At 50.4% G+C, this 24,132-nt stretch carries 19 protein-coding genes and 2 tRNA genes; 13 read left to right on the top strand and 8 right to left on the bottom strand.

Annotation, left to right across the window (positions count from 1 at the left end):
* Nucleotides 1–40 precede the first annotated feature (40 nt).
* Nucleotides 41–853 carry a TIGR02594 family protein gene (locus MN202_RS13315; protein WP_335736618.1) on the top strand — a complete coding sequence of 271 codons (813 nt, stop codon included), beginning with the start codon at nt 41–43 and terminating at the stop codon, nt 851–853.
* A complete protein-coding gene (locus MN202_RS13310) occupies nt 850–1,320 on the top strand; it encodes a hypothetical protein (RefSeq protein ID WP_335736617.1) in 471 nt (156 codons plus the stop codon). Before MN202_RS13315 ends, MN202_RS13310 begins: the two co-directional genes overlap by 4 nt.
* Nucleotides 1,321–1,475: 155 nt before the next feature.
* Here MN202_RS13310 and MN202_RS13305 read toward each other — a convergent pair whose 3' ends face one another.
* Together MN202_RS13305 and MN202_RS13300 are read right to left on the bottom strand one after the other, a co-directional pair.
* The gene (locus tag MN202_RS13305; protein WP_335736616.1) at nt 1,476–1,853 is read right to left on the bottom strand and encodes a type II toxin-antitoxin system VapC family toxin; all 378 of its coding nucleotides are present in this window, start codon (nt 1,851–1,853) and stop codon (nt 1,476–1,478) included.
* Nucleotides 1,850–2,056, bottom strand: a complete 207-nt coding sequence (locus MN202_RS13300) for a type II toxin-antitoxin system VapB family antitoxin (RefSeq protein WP_335736615.1) — start codon at nt 2,054–2,056, stop codon at nt 1,850–1,852. Before MN202_RS13300 ends, MN202_RS13305 begins: the two co-directional genes overlap by 4 nt.
* Before the next feature lie 408 nt (nt 2,057–2,464).
* Between MN202_RS13300 and fusA the strand changes: the two genes are divergently transcribed.
* Entirely contained in the window at nt 2,465–4,564 is a 2,100-nt protein-coding gene (gene fusA, locus MN202_RS13295; protein WP_335736614.1) for an elongation factor G, read from the top strand.
* An 83-nt stretch (nt 4,565–4,647) separates the two neighbouring features.
* On the opposite strand, the gene MN202_RS13290 is transcribed toward fusA, so the two are convergent.
* The 5 genes from MN202_RS13290 to MN202_RS13270 all read right to left on the bottom strand — a co-directional run bounded on the left by MN202_RS13290 (nt 4,648) and on the right by MN202_RS13270 (nt 14,111).
* A complete protein-coding gene (locus tag MN202_RS13290) occupies nt 4,648–6,438 on the bottom strand; it encodes a M14 family metallopeptidase (protein WP_335736613.1) in 1,791 nt (596 codons plus the stop codon).
* Between the two features lie 2 nt (nt 6,439–6,440).
* Entirely contained in the window at nt 6,441–9,515 is a 3,075-nt protein-coding gene (locus tag MN202_RS13285) for an efflux RND transporter permease subunit (protein WP_335736612.1), read from the bottom strand.
* Nucleotides 9,516–9,517: 2 nt separating this feature from the next.
* Complete coding sequence (locus tag MN202_RS13280; RefSeq protein ID WP_335736611.1) at nt 9,518–10,606, bottom strand: efflux RND transporter periplasmic adaptor subunit; 1,089 nt, start codon at nt 10,604–10,606, stop codon at nt 9,518–9,520.
* Nucleotides 10,607–10,755: 149 nt separating this feature from the next.
* Nucleotides 10,756–12,753 carry an excinuclease ABC subunit UvrB gene (gene uvrB, locus MN202_RS13275; protein ID WP_335736610.1) on the bottom strand — a complete coding sequence of 666 codons (1,998 nt, stop codon included), beginning with the start codon at nt 12,751–12,753 and terminating at the stop codon, nt 10,756–10,758.
* A complete protein-coding gene (locus MN202_RS13270) occupies nt 12,750–14,111 on the bottom strand; it encodes an MATE family efflux transporter (protein ID WP_335736609.1) in 1,362 nt (453 codons plus the stop codon). Before MN202_RS13270 ends, uvrB begins: the two co-directional genes overlap by 4 nt.
* A 538-nt stretch (nt 14,112–14,649) precedes the next feature.
* On the opposite strand from MN202_RS13270, the gene MN202_RS13265 reads away from it, so the two are divergent.
* The 10 genes from MN202_RS13265 (at nt 14,650) to nth (ending at nt 23,411) form a co-directional block, all read left to right on the top strand.
* Nucleotides 14,650–14,726 (top strand) — tRNA-Asn (locus tag MN202_RS13265).
* A 36-nt stretch (nt 14,727–14,762) separates the two neighbouring features.
* A tRNA-Asn gene (locus MN202_RS13260) sits at nt 14,763–14,839 on the top strand.
* 145 nt (nt 14,840–14,984) lie between these two features.
* The gene (locus tag MN202_RS13255; RefSeq protein ID WP_335736608.1) at nt 14,985–16,910 is read left to right on the top strand and encodes an EAL domain-containing protein; all 1,926 of its coding nucleotides are present in this window, start codon (nt 14,985–14,987) and stop codon (nt 16,908–16,910) included.
* 111 nt (nt 16,911–17,021) lie between these two features.
* Nucleotides 17,022–17,603 carry an electron transport complex subunit RsxA gene (rsxA, locus tag MN202_RS13250; RefSeq protein ID WP_335736607.1) on the top strand — a complete coding sequence of 194 codons (582 nt, stop codon included), beginning with the start codon at nt 17,022–17,024 and terminating at the stop codon, nt 17,601–17,603.
* A complete protein-coding gene (gene rsxB / locus MN202_RS13245) occupies nt 17,603–18,154 on the top strand; it encodes an electron transport complex subunit RsxB (RefSeq protein ID WP_335736606.1) in 552 nt (183 codons plus the stop codon). The genes rsxA and rsxB overlap by 1 nt, the downstream gene beginning before the upstream one ends.
* A 4-nt stretch (nt 18,155–18,158) precedes the next feature.
* Nucleotides 18,159–20,360 carry an electron transport complex subunit RsxC gene (rsxC, locus tag MN202_RS13240; protein WP_335736605.1) on the top strand — a complete coding sequence of 734 codons (2,202 nt, stop codon included), beginning with the start codon at nt 18,159–18,161 and terminating at the stop codon, nt 20,358–20,360.
* Entirely contained in the window at nt 20,357–21,424 is a 1,068-nt protein-coding gene (gene rsxD / locus MN202_RS13235) for an electron transport complex subunit RsxD (RefSeq protein ID WP_335736604.1), read from the top strand. Before rsxC ends, rsxD begins: the two co-directional genes overlap by 4 nt.
* Nucleotides 21,421–22,050 (top strand): electron transport complex subunit RsxG, encoded by a 630-nt coding sequence (gene rsxG / locus MN202_RS13230; RefSeq protein WP_335736603.1) that lies wholly within the window; start codon nt 21,421–21,423, stop codon nt 22,048–22,050. Before rsxD ends, rsxG begins: the two co-directional genes overlap by 4 nt.
* Before the next feature lie 14 nt (nt 22,051–22,064).
* Nucleotides 22,065–22,760, top strand: coding sequence for an electron transport complex subunit E (locus MN202_RS13225; RefSeq protein ID WP_335736602.1), 696 nt, complete (start codon nt 22,065–22,067; stop codon nt 22,758–22,760).
* Nucleotides 22,761–22,775: 15 nt separating this feature from the next.
* Nucleotides 22,776–23,411: an endonuclease III gene (gene nth, locus MN202_RS13220; RefSeq protein ID WP_335736601.1), complete on the top strand. Its 636-nt coding sequence runs from the start codon at nt 22,776–22,778 to the stop codon at nt 23,409–23,411.
* A 137-nt stretch (nt 23,412–23,548) separates the two neighbouring features.
* Here nth and MN202_RS13215 read toward each other — a convergent pair whose 3' ends face one another.
* Nucleotides 23,549–23,794, bottom strand: a complete 246-nt coding sequence (locus tag MN202_RS13215) for a hypothetical protein (RefSeq protein ID WP_335736600.1) — start codon at nt 23,792–23,794, stop codon at nt 23,549–23,551.
* Nucleotides 23,795–24,132 lie beyond the last annotated feature (338 nt).

Here is a 24,132-nt window from a genome sequence, read left to right as displayed (position 1 = left end):
TTTGGATGCATTACACCACTGGTTTTAAAAAGGACAAACTATGACGAGCTTACGCATAACGGGTTCTGTAGGTATTGCAGCGCAGAACAATGTTAATGATGTTAAAGCAGTGCAGATGGCCTTAAATGCCCTAAATAATTTCCTTATACCCATGCCAAAACTCACTGTCGATGGTCGCCTTGGCAGTAAGCCTGAGACATCAAAAACTGTAAGTTCAATTAAATTATTTCAAAAAAAACAGCTGGGCATGGTTAACCCCGATGGCAAGATTGATGTCAATGGCAACACTCAACGTAGCATTAATACCTTGCTGGCCAACAACGCTGCCAGTGCAACAAAAACTATCGTGTTGCCAACCACTACCGCATACTGGTTAAAAACCGCGGCTGCAGAAATTGGTCAAAAAGAAGTTGCTGGTGCCGCAGCAAACCCAAGGATACTTGAATATTTCAGCGCTACTAAATTTTGGGGCACTGACGACAGTGGTGGTAAAAATGCGTGGTGCGGTTGCTTTGTTGCCTGGGTAATGCAGCAGCATGGTATTGAGCCGGTTAAAAATGCTTTCAGAGCAAAAGAGTGGGTGAATTTTGGTAAAGCGCTAACCGCACCGATTAGCGGCGCTATCGGTATTAAATCACGCAGTGGCGGTGGCCATGTTGCCTTTGTGGTAGGCCAAAGTGCTGACGGCAACCATTTATATATGCTTGGAGGTAACCAAGGTAACAGTGTGCAGATTTCACGTTATAAAAAAGACGTTTGGGATCACTTCGTTGTACCCGCAGGTTACAATACCGACAACACAAGCTTACCAATTTACACCGGTAGCGCTGATAACGCAGGCAGTGAGGCATGATGAGACTTTTGTTAGGCATGGTAATGACAACTTGCATGGCAGCGTGTCAGGCACAGCCCGTGGTTGATGCCAGCTCCGACTATGCCGTAATGGGCCTAGCCGAAGCGGCAGTCCATACACCTTATCTGGCAAAAATTCAGCATGTTAATGTTGAAATAGAATTGGCTGTAGATCCAAAAACCCAGGAGGAGTACGCAAGGCATGTATATATAGCCGACGTACTGACGACATACCGCGGTAAACATACAGCTAAAATTAGCTACGTTGTTCTTACAGATAAAGACGATGAAGCGTTGATCGATCAGGCTCCGGTGATTGTCGCTTTATGCCTGGATGAATTCGGCCAACTATATTGGCCCGGTACCGGGTCACAATTTCCGGTTAATTCAAAAACTGAAATGTGGTTGAGTAATCACCAAGCTACAACGTTGCAACAGCAAAGCGAACATAGTTGGTGCAATAAGTAACGCCTACGAGGCAGCTAGCACAGCTAGAAGCTGCGGGGTTAGCTGCTATTGCCAGCATACGTTAAATAGCAATATCCGCATGGTAGCAAGCGATAAATGCGGCGAGATCTTTAGCGTTATAGGCATCAAGTTGGCGTTGCACCGGGACGGTATTGTCAGTCATGTTGTTTAAACTCCATGCCAAAGCGCTTGGCTAATTGCTGCAGGCTTTTGTCTTGTGTCCAAAGTGTTGTACCCGGAGTCAATAAGGCGGCACAAAGCAATATCATATCAACCGAACCGCAACCCTGATTGAAGAGTTTCTCACGTTCAATAAAATCAGCAACTTCCTGCAAGGACGGCTGCTGAGCCTGACGTAACAACCGCAAGGCTGCTAATGTGCGCTGGCGAGGAGCCAGCGGTGTGCCACAGGCGAGCTCCAATGTAATCAGCGGGTGTGTTAAAACCAGATCAGCCTGTAGCAACTCTGCCAACACCAAATTGTGCTGTCGAAAATGACTAACCCAGACAGAAGTGTCGACCAATACGCTCATGCCCCGGCAGGCTCTGCACGCCGCCGTTTAGGTTGTTGCATATCGGGTAAGGTGCCGCCAAGTGCTGCCAGCCTGCGCGCAGCCTGGACGCGGATATAGGTTTTAATTGCTTCACGAAACAACTCAGCTTTATCCATATCCGGTTCTGAGAGCGCCAACGCTTGCTGATATAACTCATCGTCAATCGTGACTGTGGTGCGCATATCAACCTCGAACATCAGGTAAAGCACAAGTATGCATCAAAATTGGCATCTTCACCAATTATGCTGCGCTATTTAGCCGCATGCTGTGACTTACTAAAGCGTTTTGCACATAAACAAATTATTTGGGTCGTCTGGGTAATCCTACATATAGTTATATAAAGGTATAAGACCTGCACTAAGCTTGTGTAATGGCGAACATAACCGGCTGATGCGATGCCACGGGGCACATTCATGGCCGTCTTAATATCCACGCAAAGCAGCGCCAGACAAGTTGTTGCTGCTGGTTGTAACTCTGCTTTGACAGCAAGGATAAAAAATTAGCCGGTGACAAAATTTTTTTCCTGCAAAACGTTTTGAAATCCTGTATATTACGGCACTATTTTCAAACCCTAGCTTATAGAGACTACTATGTCAGCAGATTTATCCTTATACAGAAACATTGGTATCTTCGCGCACGTTGATGCCGGTAAAACCACTACAACCGAACGTATCCTGAAACTGACCGGTAAAATCCATAAGTTAGGTGAAGTTCACGAAGGTGAATCAACAACTGACTTCATGGAACAGGAAGCAGAGCGCGGTATTACTATCCAGTCAGCAGCTGTTAGCTGTTTCTGGAAAGGCTACCGTTTTAACGTTATCGATACCCCGGGCCACGTTGACTTCACGGTTGAAGTTTACCGTTCACTGAAAGTATTAGATGGCGGTATCGGTGTATTCTGTGGTTCTGGTGGTGTTGAGCCGCAATCAGAAACTAACTGGCGCTATGCGAACGACGCTGAAGTATCACGTCTGATCTTCGTGAACAAACTGGACCGTATCGGTGCAGACTTTATCCGCGTAACTGAGCAGGTGAAGAAAGTTCTGGGCGCAAACCCACTGATCATGACTTTACCAATCGGCCGCGAAGACACCTTCTCTGGTGTGGTTGATCTGTTAACGCAAAAAGCCTACGTGTGGGATGAAACCGGCCAGCCAGAAAACTACACTGTCACTGACATTCCAGCTGATATGGCTGATGACGTTGAAATGTACCGTCAGCAACTGATCGAAACAGCTGTTGAGCAGGACGACGACCTGTTAATGGCGTACATGGAAGGTGAAGAGCCTTCAATCGACGACATCAAGCGTTGTATCCGTAAAGGCTGTCGCGACCTGGCGTTCTTCCCAACTTACTGTGGTTCTGCCTTTAAAAACAAAGGTATGCAGTTATTGTTAGACGCTGTTGTTGACTACCTGCCAAGCCCTACTGAAGTTGTGCCACAGCCACTGACTGACGAAGAAGGTAACGAAACGGGTCAATCAGCTATCGTATCTCCAGATGAGCCATTCCGCGCTTTAGCGTTCAAAATCATGGATGACCGTTTCGGCGCCCTGACTTTCGTACGTATATACTCTGGTGTACTGAACAAGGGTGACACCATCCTGAACTCGTTCACTGGCAAAACCGAGCGTATCGGCCGTATGGTTGAAATGCAGGCGAATGACCGTACTGACCTGACCACTGCTCAGGCCGGTGACATCATCGCGCTGGTAGGTATGAAAAACAACACCCAGACTGGTCACACCCTGTGTGATCCGAAAAACCCTTGTACTCTGGAACCAATGGTATTCCCAGAGCCGGTAATCTCTATCTCTGTAACACCAAAAGATAAAGGTTCTGTTGAGAAGATGGGTATCGCTATCGGTAAGATGGTTGCTGAAGATCCAACCTTCCGTGTTGAAACTGACGTAGACTCAGGCGAAACCATCCTTAAAGGTATGGGTGAATTACACCTGGATATCAAAGTAGACATCTTAAAGCGTACTTACGGCGTTGAGTTAGTTGTAGGCCAGCCACAGGTTGCTTACCGCGAAACGATTACCCGTGAAGTTGAAGATAGCTACACGCACAAGAAACAATCTGGTGGTTCGGGTCAGTACGGTAAGATCGACTACCGCATTCGTCCGGGCGAGCAAAACTCTGGCTTCAAGTTCGTTTCTACCGTTGTTGGTGGTAGCGTACCAAAAGAGTTTATGCCGGCTATCGAAAAAGGTTTCGAGTCTATGATGTCAACCGGTACTCTGGCTGGCTTCCCGGTATTAGACGTAGAAGTTGAAGTATTCGACGGTGGTTTCCACGCAGTTGACTCATCAGCTATCGCGTTCGAAATCGCTGCTAAAGGCGCTTTCCGTCAGTCAATTCCTAAAGCTGGTGCACAACTGCTTGAGCCAATCATGAAAGTTGACGTGTTCACACCAGAAGATCACGTAGGTGATGTTATCGGTGACTTAAACCGTCGTCGTGGCATGATCTCTGGCCAGGAAGCGGGCGTGACTGGCGTACGTATCAAAGCTGACGTACCACTGTCAGAAATGTTCGGTTACATTTCAACTCTGCGTACTATGACATCAGGCCGTGGTCAGTTCTCTATGGAGTTCTCACACTACTCTCCGTGCCCGACTAACGTAGCTGATGCAGTAATTGCAAAAGAGAAAGAAAAGAAAGCCGCTGCTGCTAAAAACTAAGCAGTAACGCTTTAAAAAAAGCCCCGCCGGTGCAAACCAGCGGGGCTTTTTTATATCTTGCTACACGGTTTTACTGTTGCAGCTTAAGGTTCAAGCAGTACCGGATATTTCAGGTATTGTTGGTCGTAGTACGGCATTTGGCGGTAAAACCAATTGTAACGCTCACGCGGGTTAGCGCGCAGCTTTTCATCCTGTGCCAGCGCCTGCTCAAATTGTTGCTTCAGCTCTGGCTGCTCGGCCAGCATAGTGGCAATTAACGGCTCTATCGCATAGGGTTCGAAATACTCAGTACGTTCAAACATGCCCGGGAAAAAGCCCCAGCTAAATAACGAGTCTGGTGCCGTCGGCTCCAGCATGGCCACGGCTAAACGGCCCAAACTCTGATCGGTACTGACTCTAACCGAGCCGGCAGGCAGCGTCAGGCTGATATTACTGCGGTTAAAGCTGGCCGATTGCAGCATAAAACGCCCTTCAAAGGGTTTAGTAGCAAACTGATAGCTGGTAACGCTAAGTTGCTGCAGGCTCAGTTTTCGCGGTTTATCCAGTACGCTAAATTCAATACCGTGCACAGTTAACCGGTCGATGGCCGCCTGTTGCTCCGGCCCCAGCCAGTAAGCCTGAGGGATCGCCACCTCTTTATCGGCTACCTTATCCCAATACAGCGGCAACTGCTGATACAGTTTGGCCTCGCCGGTCCAGTGCAGGTAAGTTTCGCCACTTATATCTGACTGGCGCAACTGATAATCCATGCCTTTAAAATCAATAAAGTCAGGCTTGCTGCTGGCTTTATAACTCAGCACCATGCGCTGTGGCCTGGCGTTCATGTCGGCCTGTCGTGCCATGATCAACGCCTTGCCCTGCTCGTTCAGTAACTTAAGGCTGTGCTGCAATAATACATAGGTGCCCAGTACGCGTTGCCGGTAAGGTTTTAAGCTGTGATTCTCGACCAGTATTGTCGGTAAATGCCGTACATCACCATAGCCATTAGAAAAACGCGGGCTGGCCGTCCAGCCGCTGATGCCTTTGCTAAAATCCTGACGGTCGACACCAAATATCAAGGGCCCGGGAATATGACCGGCCTGCTCTAACGCTGTATCTATGGTCGGGCGATACAGTTTATTCAGCCAACTGGCAGAGTTAACGCTGACCGCAGCAAACGGCTGATTAAAACCATAGGTAATATCGTACTGGTAATCTTCACCGTCAGTAACGTGGACATCAATATATAAATCGGGCTGATAGCGGTTAATCAGCGCTAATAACGCACGCATTTCCGGCGCATCAGCCTTAATGTAATCGCGGTTTAAATTCAGATTTTGTGCCGTGGCCCGCCAGCCCTGATGCAGCGGCCCGCGCTGGTTCATGCGGTTAAACTGCGAGCGTCGCTCATGGCCATCCGGCGACAATACCGGAATAAACAGCAAGTCGGCATTGGCCAGCAGTGCGGCTTTATCGCCATGCGCAATATCCCGCAGCAACATCAAACCGGCATCTTTGCCGTCTATTTCGCCACTATGAATACCGGCCTGCACCAGTAATAGTGGCCGCGCCGGATTTTGCGCTATCTTGTGTAACGCCTTGCTGGCCTTAACCACCATTAATGGCCGGCCCTGGGCGCTGACACCAAACTGCTCAAGCTGTAACAGCTCCGAGCTATCAACCAGCTGATTGACATAGTGTAATGTAGCGGCATAATCCGGGCTGTCGTTAAGCCCCGTCAGCTCTGCTGGTGTAACCCAGGGCTGGCCTTTGCTTTTCATCAGCGCTTCGCTGCTGCCCTGCCAAGTCGGCACAGCTGGCAGATGATCATTCGCAGCCAGTAATAAAGGCCACAAGCTGCTACCAAGCAGCATGGCGTTGCGCAAGGATTTCATGTTTAGTCCTTTGTTGTTATGGTTTTAATATTAAACACACTGCAATACAGCACCGGCATAAACACCAGAGTCAGTACCGTAGCAAAACCCAAACCAAACATAATCACCACGGCCAGGCTGGCAAAAAACACATCCCCCAACAGCGGTATCATGCCCAATATAGTGGTAATAGCGGCCATCGACACCGGCCTTACCCGGCTTACGGCGCTGTCAAACACGGCATTAAAGGCCGCCTTGCCTTCTGACAGCTCAAGATTAATTTGCTCTACCAGCACTATGCAGTTTTTCACCAGCATGCCGGACAAACTTAAAAAGCCCAGCAAAGCAATAAAGCCAAAGGGTGCGCCAAGTAACACTAAACCAAAGCTTACGCCTATAATTGCCAGTGGCACACAGGCCCAGATCACTAAGGCACTGCGCAGCGAGTTAAACAGTAAGACGGTAATAATAAACATGAACAAATAACCCAGTGGCAACGAGCTGAACAAAGCGCTCTGGGCTTTTTGCTGCGCTTCAAACTCGCCGCCCCAGTTTAAAAAATAGCCGGTAGGCAAGCTTATCGCTTCAATATCAACCTTTACCCGCGCTAATAAGGCTGCGGCGGTGTCATCAGTTAAATTGTCATGATCGGCCATTACCGTAACGGTACGTTTGCGGTCGCGACGCTGAATTTGCGCATCTTCCCATACTAAATCAAAGCCGGTGACCACCTGGGTTATCGGCACATAGCGCTGCAGTTTATTGCTGTACACCTGTAAGTCGTACAGTGCATCCAGGTTGTCTCGCTCAGCCAGCGGTGAGCGGGCCACGATCGGCAGCAAATGGGTACCATCGCGGTAAATACCGACGGTGCGCCCAGCCATTGCCGTTAACAGCACATCATCGATGTCCTGTTTACTAATGCCCGCCCGCCGTGCCATAGCTTCATTAAAGTGTGGCCGGATCACCTTGGTACGCTCGCGCCAGTTATCACGAATGCTTACTGCCCTGCCATCAGCCTGTAATATGGCTTTGGCCTGCGCCGCCAGATTGCGCAGCACATCCGGATCAGCGCCACTAAAACGGGCTTCAATTTTAGCCGGCGTCGATGGCCCGACTTCCAGCCGCAACAGCTTGTACTGTAACCGGGGCAATTGGCCGCTAATATAGTCGCGCGTTTGTTGCATAATACCGGGCAGTTGCGCCAGGCTGTCGGCACGCACAATCAACTGGCTGTAGGCACTAAAGTTCTTCTCTGGCTGATAGGTCAGCATAAAACGCTCGGCGCCGCGGCCACTGGTGCTGGTAACATGGCTGACACCTGGCTGTGCCAGCAGATAATTCATCAGCTGTACCGCATCTTCTGCCGACTGGCGAATATCCGTACCTTCTGGCTGCCATAAATCGACCAGAAAGATTGGCGTATTAGATGGCGGGAAAAACACCTGTTTTACTTTGCTAAACCCCAGTACCGCGCTAACAAGCAGCACGACTGTCAGGCCATAGGTTAGCGCACGATAACGCAGTGCTGCCGTTAGCAACTTGCGGTATAGCGTAAAAATTACGCCCTGGTATAAAGCCGTGTCGTTTTGTTCTGACGCTGAGTTATCTTGTTTGCTGTCTTTAAACAACATGCTGGCAAAAAACGGCGTTAACGTAATGGCGGTTACCCAACTCAACAGCAAAGATACCAGCAATACCCAGAACAAACTGCCGGCAAACTCGCCGGTGGCATCACTGGACAGGCCGATAGGCGCAAAGGCGGCAATGGCGATCACCGTTGCACCAAGCAGCGGCCATTGCGTTTGTTTGACAATTAAACTGGCGGCATCGGTCAGTTTTAACCGGCGCTGCATGCCAATTAAAATGCCCTCGGTAATAACAATGGCATTATCAACCAGCATACCCAGGGCAATAATTAATGCACCAAGCGAAACGCGTTGCAGCTCTATTTGCATCGCGTGCATAAAAATAAAGGTGCCCAGCACGGTCAGTAGCAGGATCAGGCCAATTAAAACGCCACTGCGCAAGCCCATAAAAATCAGCAGCACCACGATAACAATCAGCACCGCCTCGGCCAGATTAATAATAAAACCGCTTACCGACTGTGCCACTTCATCCGGCTGGTTGTAAATCGTATGCAATTCAATACCCAGTGGCCGGTTGTATTCCAACTCTGTCAGGCGCTGGCGAATTTGTTCGCCGGCTTCAACCACGTTAACGCCACGGCTAAAAGACACGCCCAGAGTCAGTGCGTTTTCGCCGCCAAAACGCAATAACTGCGCCGGTGTCTCGGCATTTTCGCGATAAACCCGCGCCACATCACCGAGGTAAATCAATTCTTTAGAGTCCGGGCTGGATATGATCAGGCTTTCCAGTTCAGACACCGACTGAAACTCGCCGGTGGGGTAAATTCGCAGCCGATCCGGCCCGACTTTAATTGAGCCGGCATTGGCGACCATATTCTGGCTTTGCAACAAGGCTGCCAGTGTTTGCGGGGCTATACCCAGCGCGGTTAAGCGCGGCCGTGAAATTTCAACTATGACCTGCTCTTGCTGCACCCCGCCGACGGCAACCTTGCCGACACTGGGCACCAATACCAGTTCACGGCGCAAAAAGTCGACATAATCGCGCAACTCATCATCGCTGAAGCCGTCACCGGTTACCGCATACAAGATGCCATACACATCACCAAAATCGTCTTTTACCTGGGGCGTTTTTACACCGGGCGGTAATTGCGGCTGTAAATCGGTTATTTTATGCCGCAGTTCATCCCAGATTTGCTTTAACTCTTTCGCCCTATAGGTATCGTGCATCTCAACCATCAGCTGCGACAAGCCGGCGGTAGACACCGAGGTAACATGCTTAACATAAGGCAGTTGCTGGATCACATTTTCCAGCGGATAGGTCACTTCTTCTTCGACCTGGGTTGGCGATGCGCCCGGATATTGGGTAATTACCAAAGCCTGCTTCAGGGTAAACTGAGGATCTTCCAGCCGGCCCAGGCCCAGGTATGACACCACGCCACCAAGTAGTAAGATGGCAGCAAACAGCCAGGATGAGGTGCGGTACTGAATAAAGTAGCGGGCAAAATCCATGCTTACAGCCCCCGCTCACGCACCCAGGGCCTGACCTTCTGCCCTTCTGTCAGTTGCTGAACACCGGCGCTGACAATTTGCTCGCCAGGTTGCAGGCCGTCCGTTACCGCGGCACCGGCACTGGTTAAACTGCTGACACGGATTGCTCTTTTGCTGACAGTACCGCTATCGGGGCTATATACCCAGACATAACTTTGCTGGCTGGCCAGTGGTTGTTCGCCAGGCATAAACAGTGCAGAAGCCGGAATATACAGCGCCTCTGCATACACCATACTGATTTTACTCACTTCCGCTATGACGTTAGCGGTCATACCGGCCAGTACATTAAACTCTTGCGGCGTGGCCATGCTAAATACCACTTTAAAGCTGTTGGTGGCCGGATCGGCGCGGGTATCCCACTCGCGGATACGGGCGCGGTAACGATACTGCGGGTGCGAGTCAAACACCACTTCAGGCTGGTAATCAAAATCTTTGCGCACATTGGAAATGACATCCTCCGGCACCTGGATCACCACATCCACCTGATCACGTACCTGCAGCTCCATAATGGCTTGCTGAGCGGCAATATTTTCGTGGTTTTCGACCAGCAGACGGGAAATATTGCCGGCAAAAGGTGCCCGCAATTGGGTATAACTAAGCGCGGTTTCGGCGGTAGAGAGATCAGCCTGCGCCACTTGCAACTGCGCTTTAGCTTCATCAAAAGCGGCTTGCGATACCAGCTTTTGCGCGATAAGTTGCTCGGCACGGACAAACTGGGTTTGGGCCAGTTCATAACGGGCAGCGGCCTGATCCAGCTTCAGGCGAAAATCGGTGTCATCCAGCGCCGCCAGCAAATCACCTTTTTCGACCATCTGGCCGGGGCGGGCCTGCAATTTTACCAGCTTGCCGCTGACACGAAAGGTTAAGCTGGCGCGCTCTGTTGGTTCAACGACGGCCGGAAACTGCCTTACAGCTCCGCTACTGTTATCGTTGACAAGATGCAGCTTAACCGGCCGCTCGGGCTGAACCTGTTGCTCCGGCTCGGCTTTAGAGCACGCAGCAAGCCACAATACCGTGGCGAAGATAAAAAAACGTGAAGGGAAACCTGACATAGCTATCATCCTGAAACAGTAAAAGACAGGCGCATTTTGGCTGTAGCGCCACATCTGACCAGTGCAACTATTTAACCTTAAAAACCAACTTACTGACAGTCAGTTTTGCTGACATCTGACAAAAATCCACCGCAAGCGGTGGATTTTTATTAAATTTCCAATAGTGCCTGTTTTAAAGCATGCACCTGATCGCGCAATTTAGCGGCCTGCTCAAACTCCAAATCACGGGCATGTTGCAGCATTTTTTGCTCCAGTTGCTGTATTTCCGCTTCAACCTGATAGCTGGTTTTGCCTTTTATTAACCGTACCCGCTCAGCCACCATCGGTAAGGCCGGGCTGGCGTCCTGCCCCAGATCCATCACATCAGCAATTTTTTTCTTAATCGCCTGCGGTGAGATGCCATGCAAGGTATTAAAGGCTTGCTGCTTAGTGCGCCGGCGCTCTGTTTCGTCAATTGCCTTGCGCATCGAGCCAGTGATCTGGTCGGCATATAAGATGGCTTTGCCATTCAGGTTACGGGCAGCACGGCCTATGGTTTGGATCAACGAGCGCTCTGAGCGTAAAAAGCCCTCTTTGTCGGCATCCAGTATCGCCACCAGCGACACTTCCGGAATATCCAGGCCTTCTCGCAGCAGGTTAATGCCCACCAGCACATCAAATACGCCCAAACGCAGGTCGCGGATAATTTCCATCCGCTCAACGGTGTCGATGTCGGAGTGCAGATAACGCACCTTTACGCCATGTTCGTTCAGGTATTCACTTAAATCTTCTGCCATTTTCTTGGTGAGCGTGGTCACCAGCACCCGCTCTCCCAGCCGCGCTTTTTGCATGGCCTCCGACATCAGATCATCAACCTGGCTGACTACCGGCCGGATCTCAATTACCGGATCAACCAACCCTGTCGGACGCACTACCTGCTCCACCACTTCGCCGGCAGAATGCTCCAGTTCATAGGCAGCCGGGGTAGCCGACACATAAATGCGCTGCGGTGCTATAGCTTCAAACTCGTCAAACTTCAGCGGCCGGTTATCCAGCGCCGAGGGTAAACGAAAGCCATAGTTCACCAGGTTCTCTTTGCGCGACCGGTCGCCCTTATACATGGCACCAATTTGCGAAATCGTGACATGGGATTCATCAATAAACATCAGGCCATCAGAAGGAAAATAATCCAGCAAAGTTGGCGGCGGCTCGCCATTGGCCCGGCCGGATAAATAACGCGAGTAGTTTTCAATGCCCGAGCAGTAGCCAAGCTCTACCATCATTTCAATATCAAACAAGGTGCGTTGGCTTAAGCGCTGCTCTTCTACCAGTTTATTGGCACTGAGCAAGTCTTCACGGCGTTGTTTAAGTTCCTGCTTAATATGCTCGGTGGCAGCAAGAATTTTCTCGCGTGGTGTAACGTAGTGCGTTTTCGGGTAGATAGTGTAACGGGTCAGCACTTTTTCTACCACGCCGGTCAGCGGATCAAACAGGCTTAAGCGTTCGATTTCTTCATCGAATAATTCAACCCGCAGCGCAATATCATCTGACTCGGCCGGAAAGATATCGATGACATCACCGCGTACCCTGTAGGTCGCACGGGAAAAATCGATGTCGTTGCGGCTGTATTGCAGTTCGGCCAGCCGCCGTAAAATGGCGCGCTGATCAATAATATCGCCCACTTTCAGATGCAGCAGCATCTTCATATACGACTGCGGATCGCCCAGACCGTAAATTGCCGATACCGATGCGATAATAACCACATCGCGCCGCTCCATCAGCGCCTTGGTGGCCGACAAACGCATCTGTTCAATGTGCTCATTAATAGAGGCGTCTTTCTCGATAAAAGTATCCGTAGAGGGTACATAGGCTTCAGGCTGGTAGTAATCATAATATGAGACAAAGTACTCTACCGAATTATGCGGAAAAAACTCTTTCATCTCGCCGTACAACTGGGCAGCCAGGGTTTTATTGTGCGCCATGATCAGCGTGGGCCGGTTCACCCGGGCAATAACATTAGCCATGGTAAAGGTTTTACCTGAACCGGTAACGCCAAGTAAGGTTTGGTGCGCCAGGCCGGATTCCAGGCCGTCTACCAGTTTATCAATCGCCTGCGGCTGATCACCCGCCGGTTGATACGCCGATACCAGTGCAAAGTCTCTGCTCACGCGCCCTCCTGCCCGCTGTTTTGTACCGCCCGGTTAAACCAGCGCCAGGCGATAAGGGTAGTAAAAATATTAGCCAGTACGCAGCCGGCAAACAATCCGCCAACGCCGTACAACTTACCTCCGGCCCAGGCCAGCGGCACATAGAACACAAATAAGCGCACTATACTCAGCCATAACGCATTAGCCGGACGATGTAAGGCGTTAAACGACGAATTCGTCAAAATAATGATGCCCTGCAAGCCATAACTTAGCGGCACTATCCAGATAAACAGACAGATAATCCGTATCACTTCCGGCTCATCGCTGAACATTCCCGCCAGCGGTATAGCAAACACGGCCAGCAGCAGGTACACCGCAAACTGCCATAACATAACAAAACGTGCTGATAAATGGTAAGCCAGTTGCACCCGGTTTAATAAGCCGGCACCAAAGTTTTGGCTGACAACCGGCGGCAAAGTCATCGATAACGCTAACACCACCAGACAGGCAATGCTTTCCAGCCGGGCGCCTACACCATAAGCCGCTACAGCTTGCGGACCATAGCTGGCCATAATAGCGGTTAGCACGGCCATCGCCAGCGGCGTTAGCATATTGGCACCGGCAGCCGGTGCGCCAATGCGCAAAATTTTACGGCTGATAGTAAAAAACTGGCTGCGGCTAACCGGTGCGACAGAAATTAAATCGCGTTTAACCAGCAGGCGGATCAGCAATACAGAACCGACAACCCAGGACAGCACTGTAGCGATAGCCGCACCTTGCATGCCAAGCGCCGGAATGGGGCCAAAGCCGAAAATTAAAATGGGGTCCAGCACGGCATTTACCAAACCAGAGCCGGCCATAATAATACTCGGCGTGCGGGTGTCCCCCGCGGCCCGCAAAATAGCATTGCCAATCATCGGCAATACCAGCAGCACCGCGCCGGCAAACCAGATATCCATATAAAGGTGAATATAATTTAGCACTTCGCCAGCGGCACCTAATGCTTTAAACAGCGGGTCTGACAATATAAAGCCCGCTATCGCCAGCAGGCCCACCAAAAGTGCCGACAGCCATAACGCGATTTGGCCATCTGTACGGGCAGCAGTAAGCTCGCCCGCCCCCAGTGCTTTGGCAATAACAGCTGAGGTACCGATACTTAAGCCTATGGCCAGACTTATTAAAGAGAATGATACCGGAAAGGTAAAACTGATGGCTGCCAACTGCTCGGTACCGAGCATACTGATAAAAAAGGTATCCACCAGATTAAACGTCATTAACGTCAGCATGCCGGCTAACATAGGTAGCGTCATTCTGATCAACGTGGCACGGATATCATCGCTGGTAAGCGAAAAACTGGGTTTACTGGTTGAAGTTGTCATAATCTCAGGCTGGATACGGCGTTGGGTTATTGTAAAGAAAAGCCTGCCGTACGACCATGCAAAAATACGCAAAGCCAGAACTTTGCGGCAAATTTTACGAAAAACCCTGTTGTTGTTACAAAAACAGTTCACATTAGCGCCGCTCTGTCTGTATTTAGTTTTTGCTGCCCTATCAGCAAAAGCCAAATACAGCATAAAAGCATAACTCATTGTTTTTATTGTGAAATAAATTTCGTCGCAACTAGCTTGACCGCCAGCAAATGCAGCAGCCATAAGCCTTCCCCCAGCTAACACCCCGCTAACTCACAGAGTTATCCACAGAAACTGTGAATAACTCTATACAAGCCACGCTAATCAGTACTTTGCGGCCGGGTCTTTCAGGTTGTCGGCAATATGGTAAAAATCCGGCAAAAACTGGCGTATAAAACAACGCTTTGTTTAAACAATACGCAAGTAAACATTATTGATGAAAATCCCTGTACCAAAGTGTTGACAGTGTCTGGAGCTGGCATTAGTATTGCGCCCCGTTGAATGCTGTTCCCTAGTAGCTCAGTTGGTTAGAGCGGCGGACTGTTAATCCGTAGGTCACTGGTTCGAGTCCAGTCTGGGGAGCCAACAGCAACTAACATCTTGTAATATCAGTAGTACAATTCCCTAGTAGCTCAGTTGGTTAGAGCGGCGGACTGTTAATCCGTAGGTCACTGGTTCGAGTCCAGTCTGGGGAGCCACCTTCTCGCAATGTTTTTCCGTAGTTCTGACTTAATTAGTGTATTTATCAGTATTTTTTTGATTTAATTAGCTTTCTATTGTTTGAGCCTAAAACTATATTAAGCGTTAGGACAAGGAAACTGGTTAACCTGGTGGTCATTGCTTATGAGAATATTGCGTACTTTGCTTGTAAGCCAGCTGCTGTCAGCGGTGATTCTGGCTGTTGCTGCTCTGGTAACTTTAGTTATCTACACTCAACAACAACTCTCAGCGGCTGAAAAACATGCCAACGTCGCTATCGAACAAATCCTCAGTTATCACCTGACCGGTGATGGTAAGGTATTAAGCCGCCAGCTCGATCGCAGCTTTAGCTTACGCAGTCTGCGTATTAGCCAGTTAGACGGCACCATATTGCATGAGCAAAACCTCAGCGGCAATAAAGCGGCCTTAGCCACGGCCCTGCTGCAAACCTTTGGTAGCGAATTTAAACCGCGCACTATCCGCAACGAAGAACAAAATATGCAGATAAGCTACCAGCTCGACTTCACCGAGCGGTTGCTGCAATTTCAATCTGTGTTATTGCTATTGTTTTTACTGCCATTTTTATTAGGCTGGGTGCCGATATTATTGAGCAAAAGCAGCATCAGTCGCAGTTATCGCCGCACCACTGACGCTATTAATGAATTGATCGACCGCTTTATTAAAGATCCGCAAAAAGCCGAACCTGACTGGCAAAAAATTCCGGCGGAATTTTCCGCTATTAATACCGCATTGCAAAAACTGGCGAATTATACCCGTTCACAATATAGCGAGATGGCCGCCAACGCGCACCAGATTGCTGAAGAAGCGTATAAAGATCCGGTTACCGATTTACCCAACCGCAACCGCTTTGTGCAATTTTATGAAGACAACATTCGCCAGAGTGAACAAAGCGACTTTGGTGTTTTTGCCATAACCCGCTGCACAGAATTACAAACACTCAACCAAACCCGTGGCTATCAGGAAGGTGATAATTACATCCGCGAAGTCGCTGACATCGTTAAAAAGCTATCTGGTACCTACAAAGAGCACCGGATTTTTCGCTTAAACAGTTCAGATTTTGGCATTATGCTGCCGCGGGTAACACCAAAAGAAGCCGAGAATTTTGCCTTACAACTGCAAAGCCGCTTTAATGAGTATCAAAAAAACGCCGAGCTCGATTCTGTTGCCTATACCGGTTTGGTGGCTTACGAATCTGGCAAGGCTTTGGGCGAGCTGTTAGCCATTGCCGACACGTCTATCAGTTTGGCGCAAACAAAGCAGCCCAACGCCTGGCACCTGCAAAAAGAATCGGCCGGGCTGGAAATGGCGGCCGGCAGTTATGGCAATCAAAACTGGCGCAATGTGATTGACGATGTGCTGAATAACCACCGGTTAAGTCTGCTAATACAGCTGATCCAACCGTCAAACCGCTCGGCCAAAGCGTACTCCGAAGTGCTGGTGCGTTTTAAAACCCAGGAAGGCCAGATCCTGCCGACAGCGTCGTTTTTGGCCATGGCCGAAAAGCTTGACCGCATTATTGCCGTTGACCGCTTGATTATTGAAACCGCCCTCACCACCATTAAAAATAAAAATCTGCAAGATCAGTATTTTGGCATTAATTTATCCGCCCGTTGTGTGCATGATGACCAATTTATTATCTGGCTGGAACGACGTTTGCTAAAAGATGCTCATATTGCTGCCAAGCTGATATTTGAAGTAACCGAGTTTGGCCTGCAGCAAAACCTGAAAACCAGCAAACGTTTTATCGATATGATCCATCGCGCCGGCGCCCGCATTACGGTAGAGAAGTTTGGTGTTGGCATTACCTCGTTCAAGTTTTTCCGCGATATGAAACCGGATTACGTCAAAATGGACGGCAGCTACACCCGCCATATCAACGAAGATAAAAATAATCAGTACTTTATGCGGCTGATGATCGATCTGGCACACCGCATTGGTGTCGGCGTGTTTGCTGAAAGCGTCGAAACCCAGGAAGAAAAACATATGCTGGAATCTTTGTTTATTGATGGTAATCAGGGCTATTACGTCGGTAAACCAGCACCTATGTAGTACGCCTGCCGGCAACAAGCTTGTTGCCGGCAAAAACCCTACCACTTGTCTGGTTGTGTCACACTGCGCTTAATAGCATAATATGGCCCTCAATTTTCCCTGAGCGACACGATGACTGAATTTTTACTGTTGTTAATCAGTACCGTACTGGTGAATAACTTTGTATTGGTTAAATTTCTCGGCTTATGCCCCTTTATGGGGGTGTCTGGCAAGCTGGAAACCGCTATTGGTATGTCGCTGGCAACCACTTTTGTGCTGACACTGGCCTCGTTGTGCAGCTATCTGGTTGATCATTATCTGCTGGCTCCGCTGGACTTATTATATCTGCGCACACTCAGTTTTATTCTGGTCATTGCCGTAGTGGTGCAATTTACTGAAATGGTCGTGCATAAAACCAGCCCGACGCTGTACCGCCTGCTGGGAATATTTTTGCCACTTATTACCACTAACTGTGCAGTGCTGGGTGTAGCCCTGTTAAACGTCAATGAACGCCACAACTTTGTTAATTCTGTCATCTATGGTTTTGGTGCTGCGGTAGGTTTTTCGCTGGTGCTGATCCTGTTTGCCGCCATGCGTGAGCGTTTAGCCGCCGCGGATGTGCCGGTGCCGTTTAAAGGTGCCGCTATTGCGATGATTACCGCCGGCTTAATGTCATTGGCCTTTATGGGCTTTACCGGCCTGGTGAAAATCTGATGACATTATTTACAGCGCTTGTTGCACTGGGCAGCCTGGCCCTGATCTTTGGTGCCGTACTGGGCTATGCCGCCGTGCGGTTTAAAGTCGAAAGCGACCCTTTGGTCGAGCAAATTGACGATATTCTGCCGCAAACCCAGTGCGGCCAGTGCGGCTACCCGGGTTGTCGGCCTTACGCTGAGGCGATAGCCAACGGCGATGAGATTAATAAATGCCCCCCCGGCGGTGAAGCGACTATTCGTAAACTGGCAGATTTAATGGGCGTGGAAGCCAAACCCCTCAACGCGGCCCAGACCGAAACGGTCAAGCGCGTCGCCTATATCCGTGAAGATGAATGTATCGGCTGCACTAAATGTATTCAGGCCTGTCCGGTAGACGCTATCGTTGGCGCCTCTAAGCTGATGCATACCGTTATAACAGATGAATGTACCGGCTGTGATCTCTGTGTCGAACCCTGCCCGGTTGATTGTATTGATATGGTAGCGATTGCCACCACTCCCGACCGTTGGAAATGGGATTTGGCAGCGATACCGGTTCGGATGGTGGAGTAACGCCATGCCAGGTTTATTTCAACAAATTCAGGCAGGTAAGTTGTGGGATTTTCACGGCGGTGTACACCCGCCTGGCCGCAAACAGCAAACCAGTCAAAAACCGATCGCGGTACTGCCACTACCCGACCGCTTATATATTCCGTTGCGTCAGCATATCGGCGTTGCCGGACAACTCTTGGTGCGCCAGGGTGAACATGTCTTAAAGGGCCAGGCCTTAACCAGTGCCGATAACTCTATGGCGGTACCGGTGCATGCGCCTACATCCGGCACTGTGCTAAGCATAGGTCCGCATACCAGCGCGCATCCGTCAGCCTTGCCAGAGCTTACACTGGTGCTTGCACCCGACGGTCTTGATACCTGGCGAGAGCGCGAGCCACTGCATCTGGCCAATTGCGATAAAATGACACTGCTAAACCGGATCCAGGACAGTGGCATCGCCGGTATGGGTGGCGCCGGTTTTCCGACACATTTAAAAAGTGGCGTGTCACAACCGGTAGATTACTTAATTATTAATGCTGTTGAGTGCGAGCCCTATATCAGTGCCGATGATCTGTTGATGCAGGAAGCCGCCACGACGATCGTCAAGGGTATTGATATTCTGTGTCAGCTGTTAAATCCCAAAGCGGTACTGATCGGCATTGAAGATGACAAGCCTATAGCCGCTTCGGCGATGATGGCAGCCTGCAGCCAACGTGAACAATACTATGTCCGCACTGTACCGACTAAGTACCCGTCAGGCGGCGAGAAACAACTGATCCAGCTTCTTACCAATAAAGAAGTACCAAATGGCCGCCGGCCAATCGATATTGGCATAGTGATGCATAATGTCGGTACCGCCTTTGCAGTTGCCCAGGCCGTTCTGGACGACCAGCCACTGATTTCGCGCATTGTTACCGTAGCGGGCGATACGCTAAGCCAACCGCAAAATGTGTTGGCACTGCTTGGCACCCCGGTATCAGATCTGCTGAATCACTGTGGTTTTCAGCCACAGCCGAGCCAGCGCATTATTATGGGTGGCCCCATGATGGGCTTTACCTTGCCCGATTTAGCGGTACCGGTGGTAAAAACCACCAACTGCATCCTGGCACCTACGGCTGAAGAGCTGCCGGCAGCAGCAAACGAGACCGATTGTATCCGCTGTAGTGCCTGTGCAGATGCCTGCCCGGCCAGTTTATTACCGCAGCAACTGCTATGGTACAGCAAGGCAAAAGACAGTGAAAAACTGGCCGAATACAACCTGGCTGACTGCATCGAATGTGGCGCTTGCGCCTATGTCTGCCCAAGCGAAATACCGCTGGTGCAATATTACCGCGTGGCTAAAGCCGATATCCGCGACCAGCAGCGTGAAGCGCTAAAAGCCGAGCAAGCCAAAGCCCGTTTTGAAGCGCGTAATGAGCGGCTGGAGCGCGAAAAACAACAACGGCAACAACGTAACCAGGAACTGGCGGCAGCACGACAACAGCAGCAACTGGCCAGTGGCGCTAACACTGCCGTAGCCGACGCCCTGGCGCGAATTAAAGCTAAACAAGACCAAGCCGCTACCGTTACAGCCGACAGCGATAAAGCCGCTATTCAGGCTGAGCGCGAGTTAAAAAAACAACAGGCGCGTGAATATCAACAGCAAAAAGCCGCCCAGCAAACCGGCACTGACGCCGCCGCTGCAGCAGAAACATCAACCAGCACGGCTGCCGAAAGCAAAGCCAGCGCTGTCGCCGCAGCCATTGCCCGCGCTAAAGCTAAAAAAGCAGCACAGAGCAGCGAAGCAGCGCCAGCTGCTGAACCAGAGCAAACAGCGCCAGCGACAGACCCCGCGCAAGTAGCGACAGCAGCTTCAGCGCCGGCGGCAGATCCACGTAAAGCCGCCATTGCCGCTGCCATTGCCCGCGCTAAAGCCAAACATCACGCGGCGGATGGTACCGACAACGATAGCAGTGCTGCTGACACGCCAGCGCCAGCGGCAGATCCACGTAAAGCCGCCATTGCCGCTGCGATTGCCCGCGCCAAAGCCAAACAGCAAGCAGCGGGTGAAACCGACAACGACAGCAGCACGGCTGACACGCCAGCGCCAGCTGATACCTCAGCGCCGGACGATACCCTAATGCAAAGTGCACCTTCTGCGCCGGCAGAAGATCCGCGTAAAGCCGCCATTGCCGCTGCCATTGCCCGCGCTAAAGCACGTAAACAAGCCGATAGTGAGAACTCATGAGTTTTAGAATAGCCAGTTCACCACACCAGCATAACCAGCGCAGCACAGCGCAAATCATGCGTATGGTCACGCTGGCCTGTCTGCCTGGCATCGTTATGCAAGCGGTCATGTTTGGCTACGGCGTACTTATTCAGCTGCTGCTGGCCATTGTTACCGCCTGGCTCAGCGAAGCGGCCATATTAACGTTGCGCAACAGACCCGTGCTGCCGCGGCTAAAAGACAACAGTGCCCTACTGACTGCGGTATTGCTCGCTGTGGCTATTCCACCCTATGCGCCCTGGTGGCTGATTGTTATCGGCACCGCTTTTGCCATTATCATGGTGAAGCAGCTGTATGGTGGCCTGGGTAATAATCTGTTTAACCCGGCAATGGCGGCCTATGTGCTGCTGTTGGTGTCTTTTCCACTGCAAATGACGCAGTGGCTGCCGCCGGCGTCGTTACAACTGGTTACTCTGACCCCTTTCGATGCACTGTGCAGTATATTCAGCCAATACAGTTGCAGTGGTTTTAGCCTGTCGCAACTGCAAAGCGGCGTCGACGGCACAACGATGGCAACCCCGCTGGATACACTGCGTACCGGCCTAAGCCGGGGCTTCACGTTGACTGAAAACATGCACAGCCCGGTGTTTTATGCCTTTGCCGGTAGCGGCTGGTTATGGGTCAATCTGGCTTATCTGGCCGGTGGCTTATTGCTGATCCAACAAAACATCATTAGCTGGCGCATTCCTGTGGCCGTTATTGCCAGCATGTTTGTATTATTTGCCATAGCCAGCCTGGTTGCCCCGGATAGCCTGGCCGGCCCGCTATTTCATTTGTTTAGTGGCGGCACTATGCTGGCGGCATTTTTTATTGCTACCGATCCGGTATCGGCCTCTACCACTGACAAAGGCCGCTTGCTGTACGGTTCGTTAATTGGTGTGCTGATATTTTTAATCCGTAGTTTTGGTGGTTATCCTGATGCCATTGCCTTTGCTGTGTTGTTAGCCAATATGACAGTGCCACTGATTGACTATTACACGAGGCCACGCACTTATGGCCACCGCACCCGGAGCGAATTAAAATGATCCGCGTCATCAGTAAAAACGCACTGGCACTGGGGCTGGCCGCCGCAATTTGTGTTGCTGTCTTGGGCCTGGTAAATCAGCAAACCGCACCGCGCATTAACGAACAGCGTCTGGCGGCTAAGCTTGCCGTGTTAGCGGAAGTACTACCTGAAGTAGGAGCAAGCCAGGCCTTACTTGATGATTGTTTACAGGTAACCGATGAACAACTGCTGGGCCGCAGCACACCACAAACCTTATATCGCTGGCGTAACCAGGGTGTGCTCAGTGCCTATATTATCGAGACCACAGCACCAGACGGCTACAGCGGCAATATTGATTTAATCGTGGCCATGACAACCGATGGCACGGTGTTAGGTAGCCGGGTGCTGGAGCATAAAGAAACACCGGGGCTGGGCGATAAAGTTGAAACCCGCCGTTCTGAGTGGATTTATAGCTTTAGCGGTAAAGTGGTAACCGCCGACAATGCCGCTAAATGGGCAGTACGTAAAGATGGCGGCGACTTTGATCAATTTACCGGTGCTACTATTACACCACGGGCGGTAGTTAATGCTGTACGCAATGCCGTACTCTATGTTCAGCAGCATCCGCAGCTGGCTACATTGCCTGCTAACTGCATGGATCAATAAGGTAAAACCCGCTAATGAGCCAATTTAAAGAGTTATCCATCCAAGGATTGTGGAAAAACAACCCGGGTCTGGTGCAATTGCTTGGCCTGTGTCCATTGCTGGCCGTTACCGCCACGGTTACCAATGCATTGGGGTTGGGCGTTGCTACCCTGATGGTGCTGCTGGGCTCTAATATTGCGGTATCAGTGGTGCGCAACCATGTCGCCAGCGAAATCCGTATTCCGGTGTTTGTCCTGATTATTGCCAGCCTGGTCACCATGGTACAGCTGTTAATGAACGCCTATACCTTTGGCCTGTATCAGTCGCTGGGAATTTTTATTCCGCTTATCGTTACCAATTGCGCCATTATCGGCCGCGCTGAAGCCTTTGCCTCAAAAAATGCCGTTCTGCCCTCGGCTATCGACGCCATTATGATGGGCCTAGGCTTTATGCTGGTGCTGCTGGTGCTTGGCGCCATGCGGGAGATCCTCGGCCAGGGTACGCTATTTGACGGCGCAGACTTACTGCTGGGCGATTGGGCTAAGGGGCTCAGAATTGAGCTGTTCCATGTAGACAGCCACTTTTTGCTGGCGATGCTGCCGCCAGGTGCTTTTTTTGCCATGGGCCTGCTTATCGCGCTGAAAAACACCGTCGACAACAAACTTAAACAGAATCAGGCAATAGAAAAAGGCAGTATTGCCCGCGCCCGGGTTACCGGCACAGTGCAATAAACCGCCGGATAAAAGATGAATAAACAAAAACGCATTGAAATGCTCAGCCGCTTGCGCGCGGCTAACCCAGAGCCGACCACCGAGCTGGAATACAGCTCACCATTTGAGTTATTAATTGCCGTGCTGTTATCGGCCCAGGCCACTGATGTTGGTGTTAATAAAGCCACCAAACATTTGTTTCCGGTAGCGCGCACACCGCAAGCCATGCTGGATTTAGGCGTCGACGGCGTTAAGCACTACATTAAAACCATCGGCCTGTTTAATACCAAAGCCGAAAACGTGATTAAAACCTGCCGTATTCTGGTCGAGCAACACGGTGGCATCGTGCCGGAGAACCGCGAAGCACTCGAAGCCCTGCCCGGCGTGGGCCGCAAAACCGCTAACGTGGTACTGAATACCGCATTTAAATGGCCTACCATAGCGGTAGACACGCATATCTTTCGCGTATCTAACCGCACCAAGCTGGCGCCAGGTAAAAATGTCGACGAGGTCGAGCACAAACTCCTTAAAGTGGTGCCCGCCGAATTTAAACTCGACGTACACCACTGGCTGATACTGCACGGCCGCTATACCTGCGTTGCACGTAAACCGCGCTGTGGCAGCTGTATTATTGAAGATTTATGCGAGTTTAAAGACAAGACAGAGCAATAAGCCGTATCCGGCGGCCAATGCTGCAAACTATCGCCGGGCAACCGTGATGACAGATAAAGCAGTCTATCTTGCAGATATACCAACTACCTGGCCGCTAACGCGGCCTTAAGATATTTTAGGTAAGTAAACTCCGGCTTTCATAGGACAGAAGCCATTGCAAGCGTAAAAGAGCGTATGGCATTTCCTATTTCAGGCAACGTTGCAGAATCGATTCCATATTTTTCTACCAAAGCATCTATCTCTCTGCGATCTTGATTAAAGCTGCCGTGCCGTATGACGGGAATGGTATGAAAAAGGAGGCTTCGTTTTTCATGAATGTTAACTTCATTCGGATTGGTGGTACTTGCCGCGTACATTCCCCAAAGGCGTTCCGTGTCAGCCACATGGTCTGCTGTCAGATGTGGAAAAACTCCAGGTCCCCTTGGGCACATTCGGCAACCATCTTGGCTGGATTTGAAACCATAGCTTCGACAAAAATCGTGATGTGCAATAAGTTTGTTTCTATATTCTGTAACGGACCATGCTTGCACCACTACAGACTCGTTAATTTTTCCGAGTAGCTCTGGGTTTTCCCGCGCCAATTTCTTTAGTGAAGAATCGAAAATTGCAGCATTCCTTAGCGACTCTGCACACAGAATACCAACGGTAATACACCCATTTTTAATTGACGCTGAAAGTAGAAGGTTGCGTTATTAAAGCCTGTTTGTATTTCGGTGGTATG

Origin of the sequence: Rheinheimera muenzenbergensis (assembly GCF_036984005.1) — a bacterium.
Classification (GTDB): domain Bacteria; phylum Pseudomonadota; class Gammaproteobacteria; order Enterobacterales; family Alteromonadaceae; genus Alishewanella; species Alishewanella muenzenbergensis.
The sequence above is the reverse complement of the archived record's forward strand: the minus strand, read 5'-3'. Positions and strand labels throughout refer to the sequence as shown.

Bases quoted from the DNA above. Each gene is read 5' to 3' on its own strand.
- MN202_RS13315 (WP_335736618.1), top strand. From the start codon at position 41: ATGACGAGCTTACGCATAACGGGTTCTGTAGGTATTGCAGCGCAGAAC.
- MN202_RS13310 (WP_335736617.1), top strand. From the start codon at position 850: ATGATGAGACTTTTGTTAGGCATGGTAATGACAACTTGCATGGCAGCG.
- MN202_RS13305 (WP_335736616.1), bottom strand. From the start codon at position 1,853: ATGAGCGTATTGGTCGACACTTCTGTCTGGGTTAGTCATTTTCGACAG.
- MN202_RS13300 (WP_335736615.1), bottom strand. From the start codon at position 2,056: ATGCGCACCACAGTCACGATTGACGATGAGTTATATCAGCAAGCGTTG.
- fusA (WP_335736614.1), top strand. From the start codon at position 2,465: ATGTCAGCAGATTTATCCTTATACAGAAACATTGGTATCTTCGCGCAC.
- MN202_RS13290 (WP_335736613.1), bottom strand. From the start codon at position 6,438: ATGAAATCCTTGCGCAACGCCATGCTGCTTGGTAGCAGCTTGTGGCCT.
- MN202_RS13285 (WP_335736612.1), bottom strand. From the start codon at position 9,515: ATGGATTTTGCCCGCTACTTTATTCAGTACCGCACCTCATCCTGGCTG.
- MN202_RS13280 (WP_335736611.1), bottom strand. From the start codon at position 10,606: ATGTCAGGTTTCCCTTCACGTTTTTTTATCTTCGCCACGGTATTGTGG.
- MN202_RS13270 (WP_335736609.1), bottom strand. From the start codon at position 14,111: ATGACAACTTCAACCAGTAAACCCAGTTTTTCGCTTACCAGCGATGAT.
- MN202_RS13255 (WP_335736608.1), top strand. From the start codon at position 14,985: ATGAGAATATTGCGTACTTTGCTTGTAAGCCAGCTGCTGTCAGCGGTG.
- rsxA (WP_335736607.1), top strand. From the start codon at position 17,022: ATGACTGAATTTTTACTGTTGTTAATCAGTACCGTACTGGTGAATAAC.
- rsxB (WP_335736606.1), top strand. From the start codon at position 17,603: ATGACATTATTTACAGCGCTTGTTGCACTGGGCAGCCTGGCCCTGATC.
- rsxC (WP_335736605.1), top strand. From the start codon at position 18,159: ATGCCAGGTTTATTTCAACAAATTCAGGCAGGTAAGTTGTGGGATTTT.
- rsxD (WP_335736604.1), top strand. From the start codon at position 20,357: ATGAGTTTTAGAATAGCCAGTTCACCACACCAGCATAACCAGCGCAGC.
- rsxG (WP_335736603.1), top strand. From the start codon at position 21,421: ATGATCCGCGTCATCAGTAAAAACGCACTGGCACTGGGGCTGGCCGCC.
- MN202_RS13225 (WP_335736602.1), top strand. From the start codon at position 22,065: ATGAGCCAATTTAAAGAGTTATCCATCCAAGGATTGTGGAAAAACAAC.
- nth (WP_335736601.1), top strand. From the start codon at position 22,776: ATGAATAAACAAAAACGCATTGAAATGCTCAGCCGCTTGCGCGCGGCT.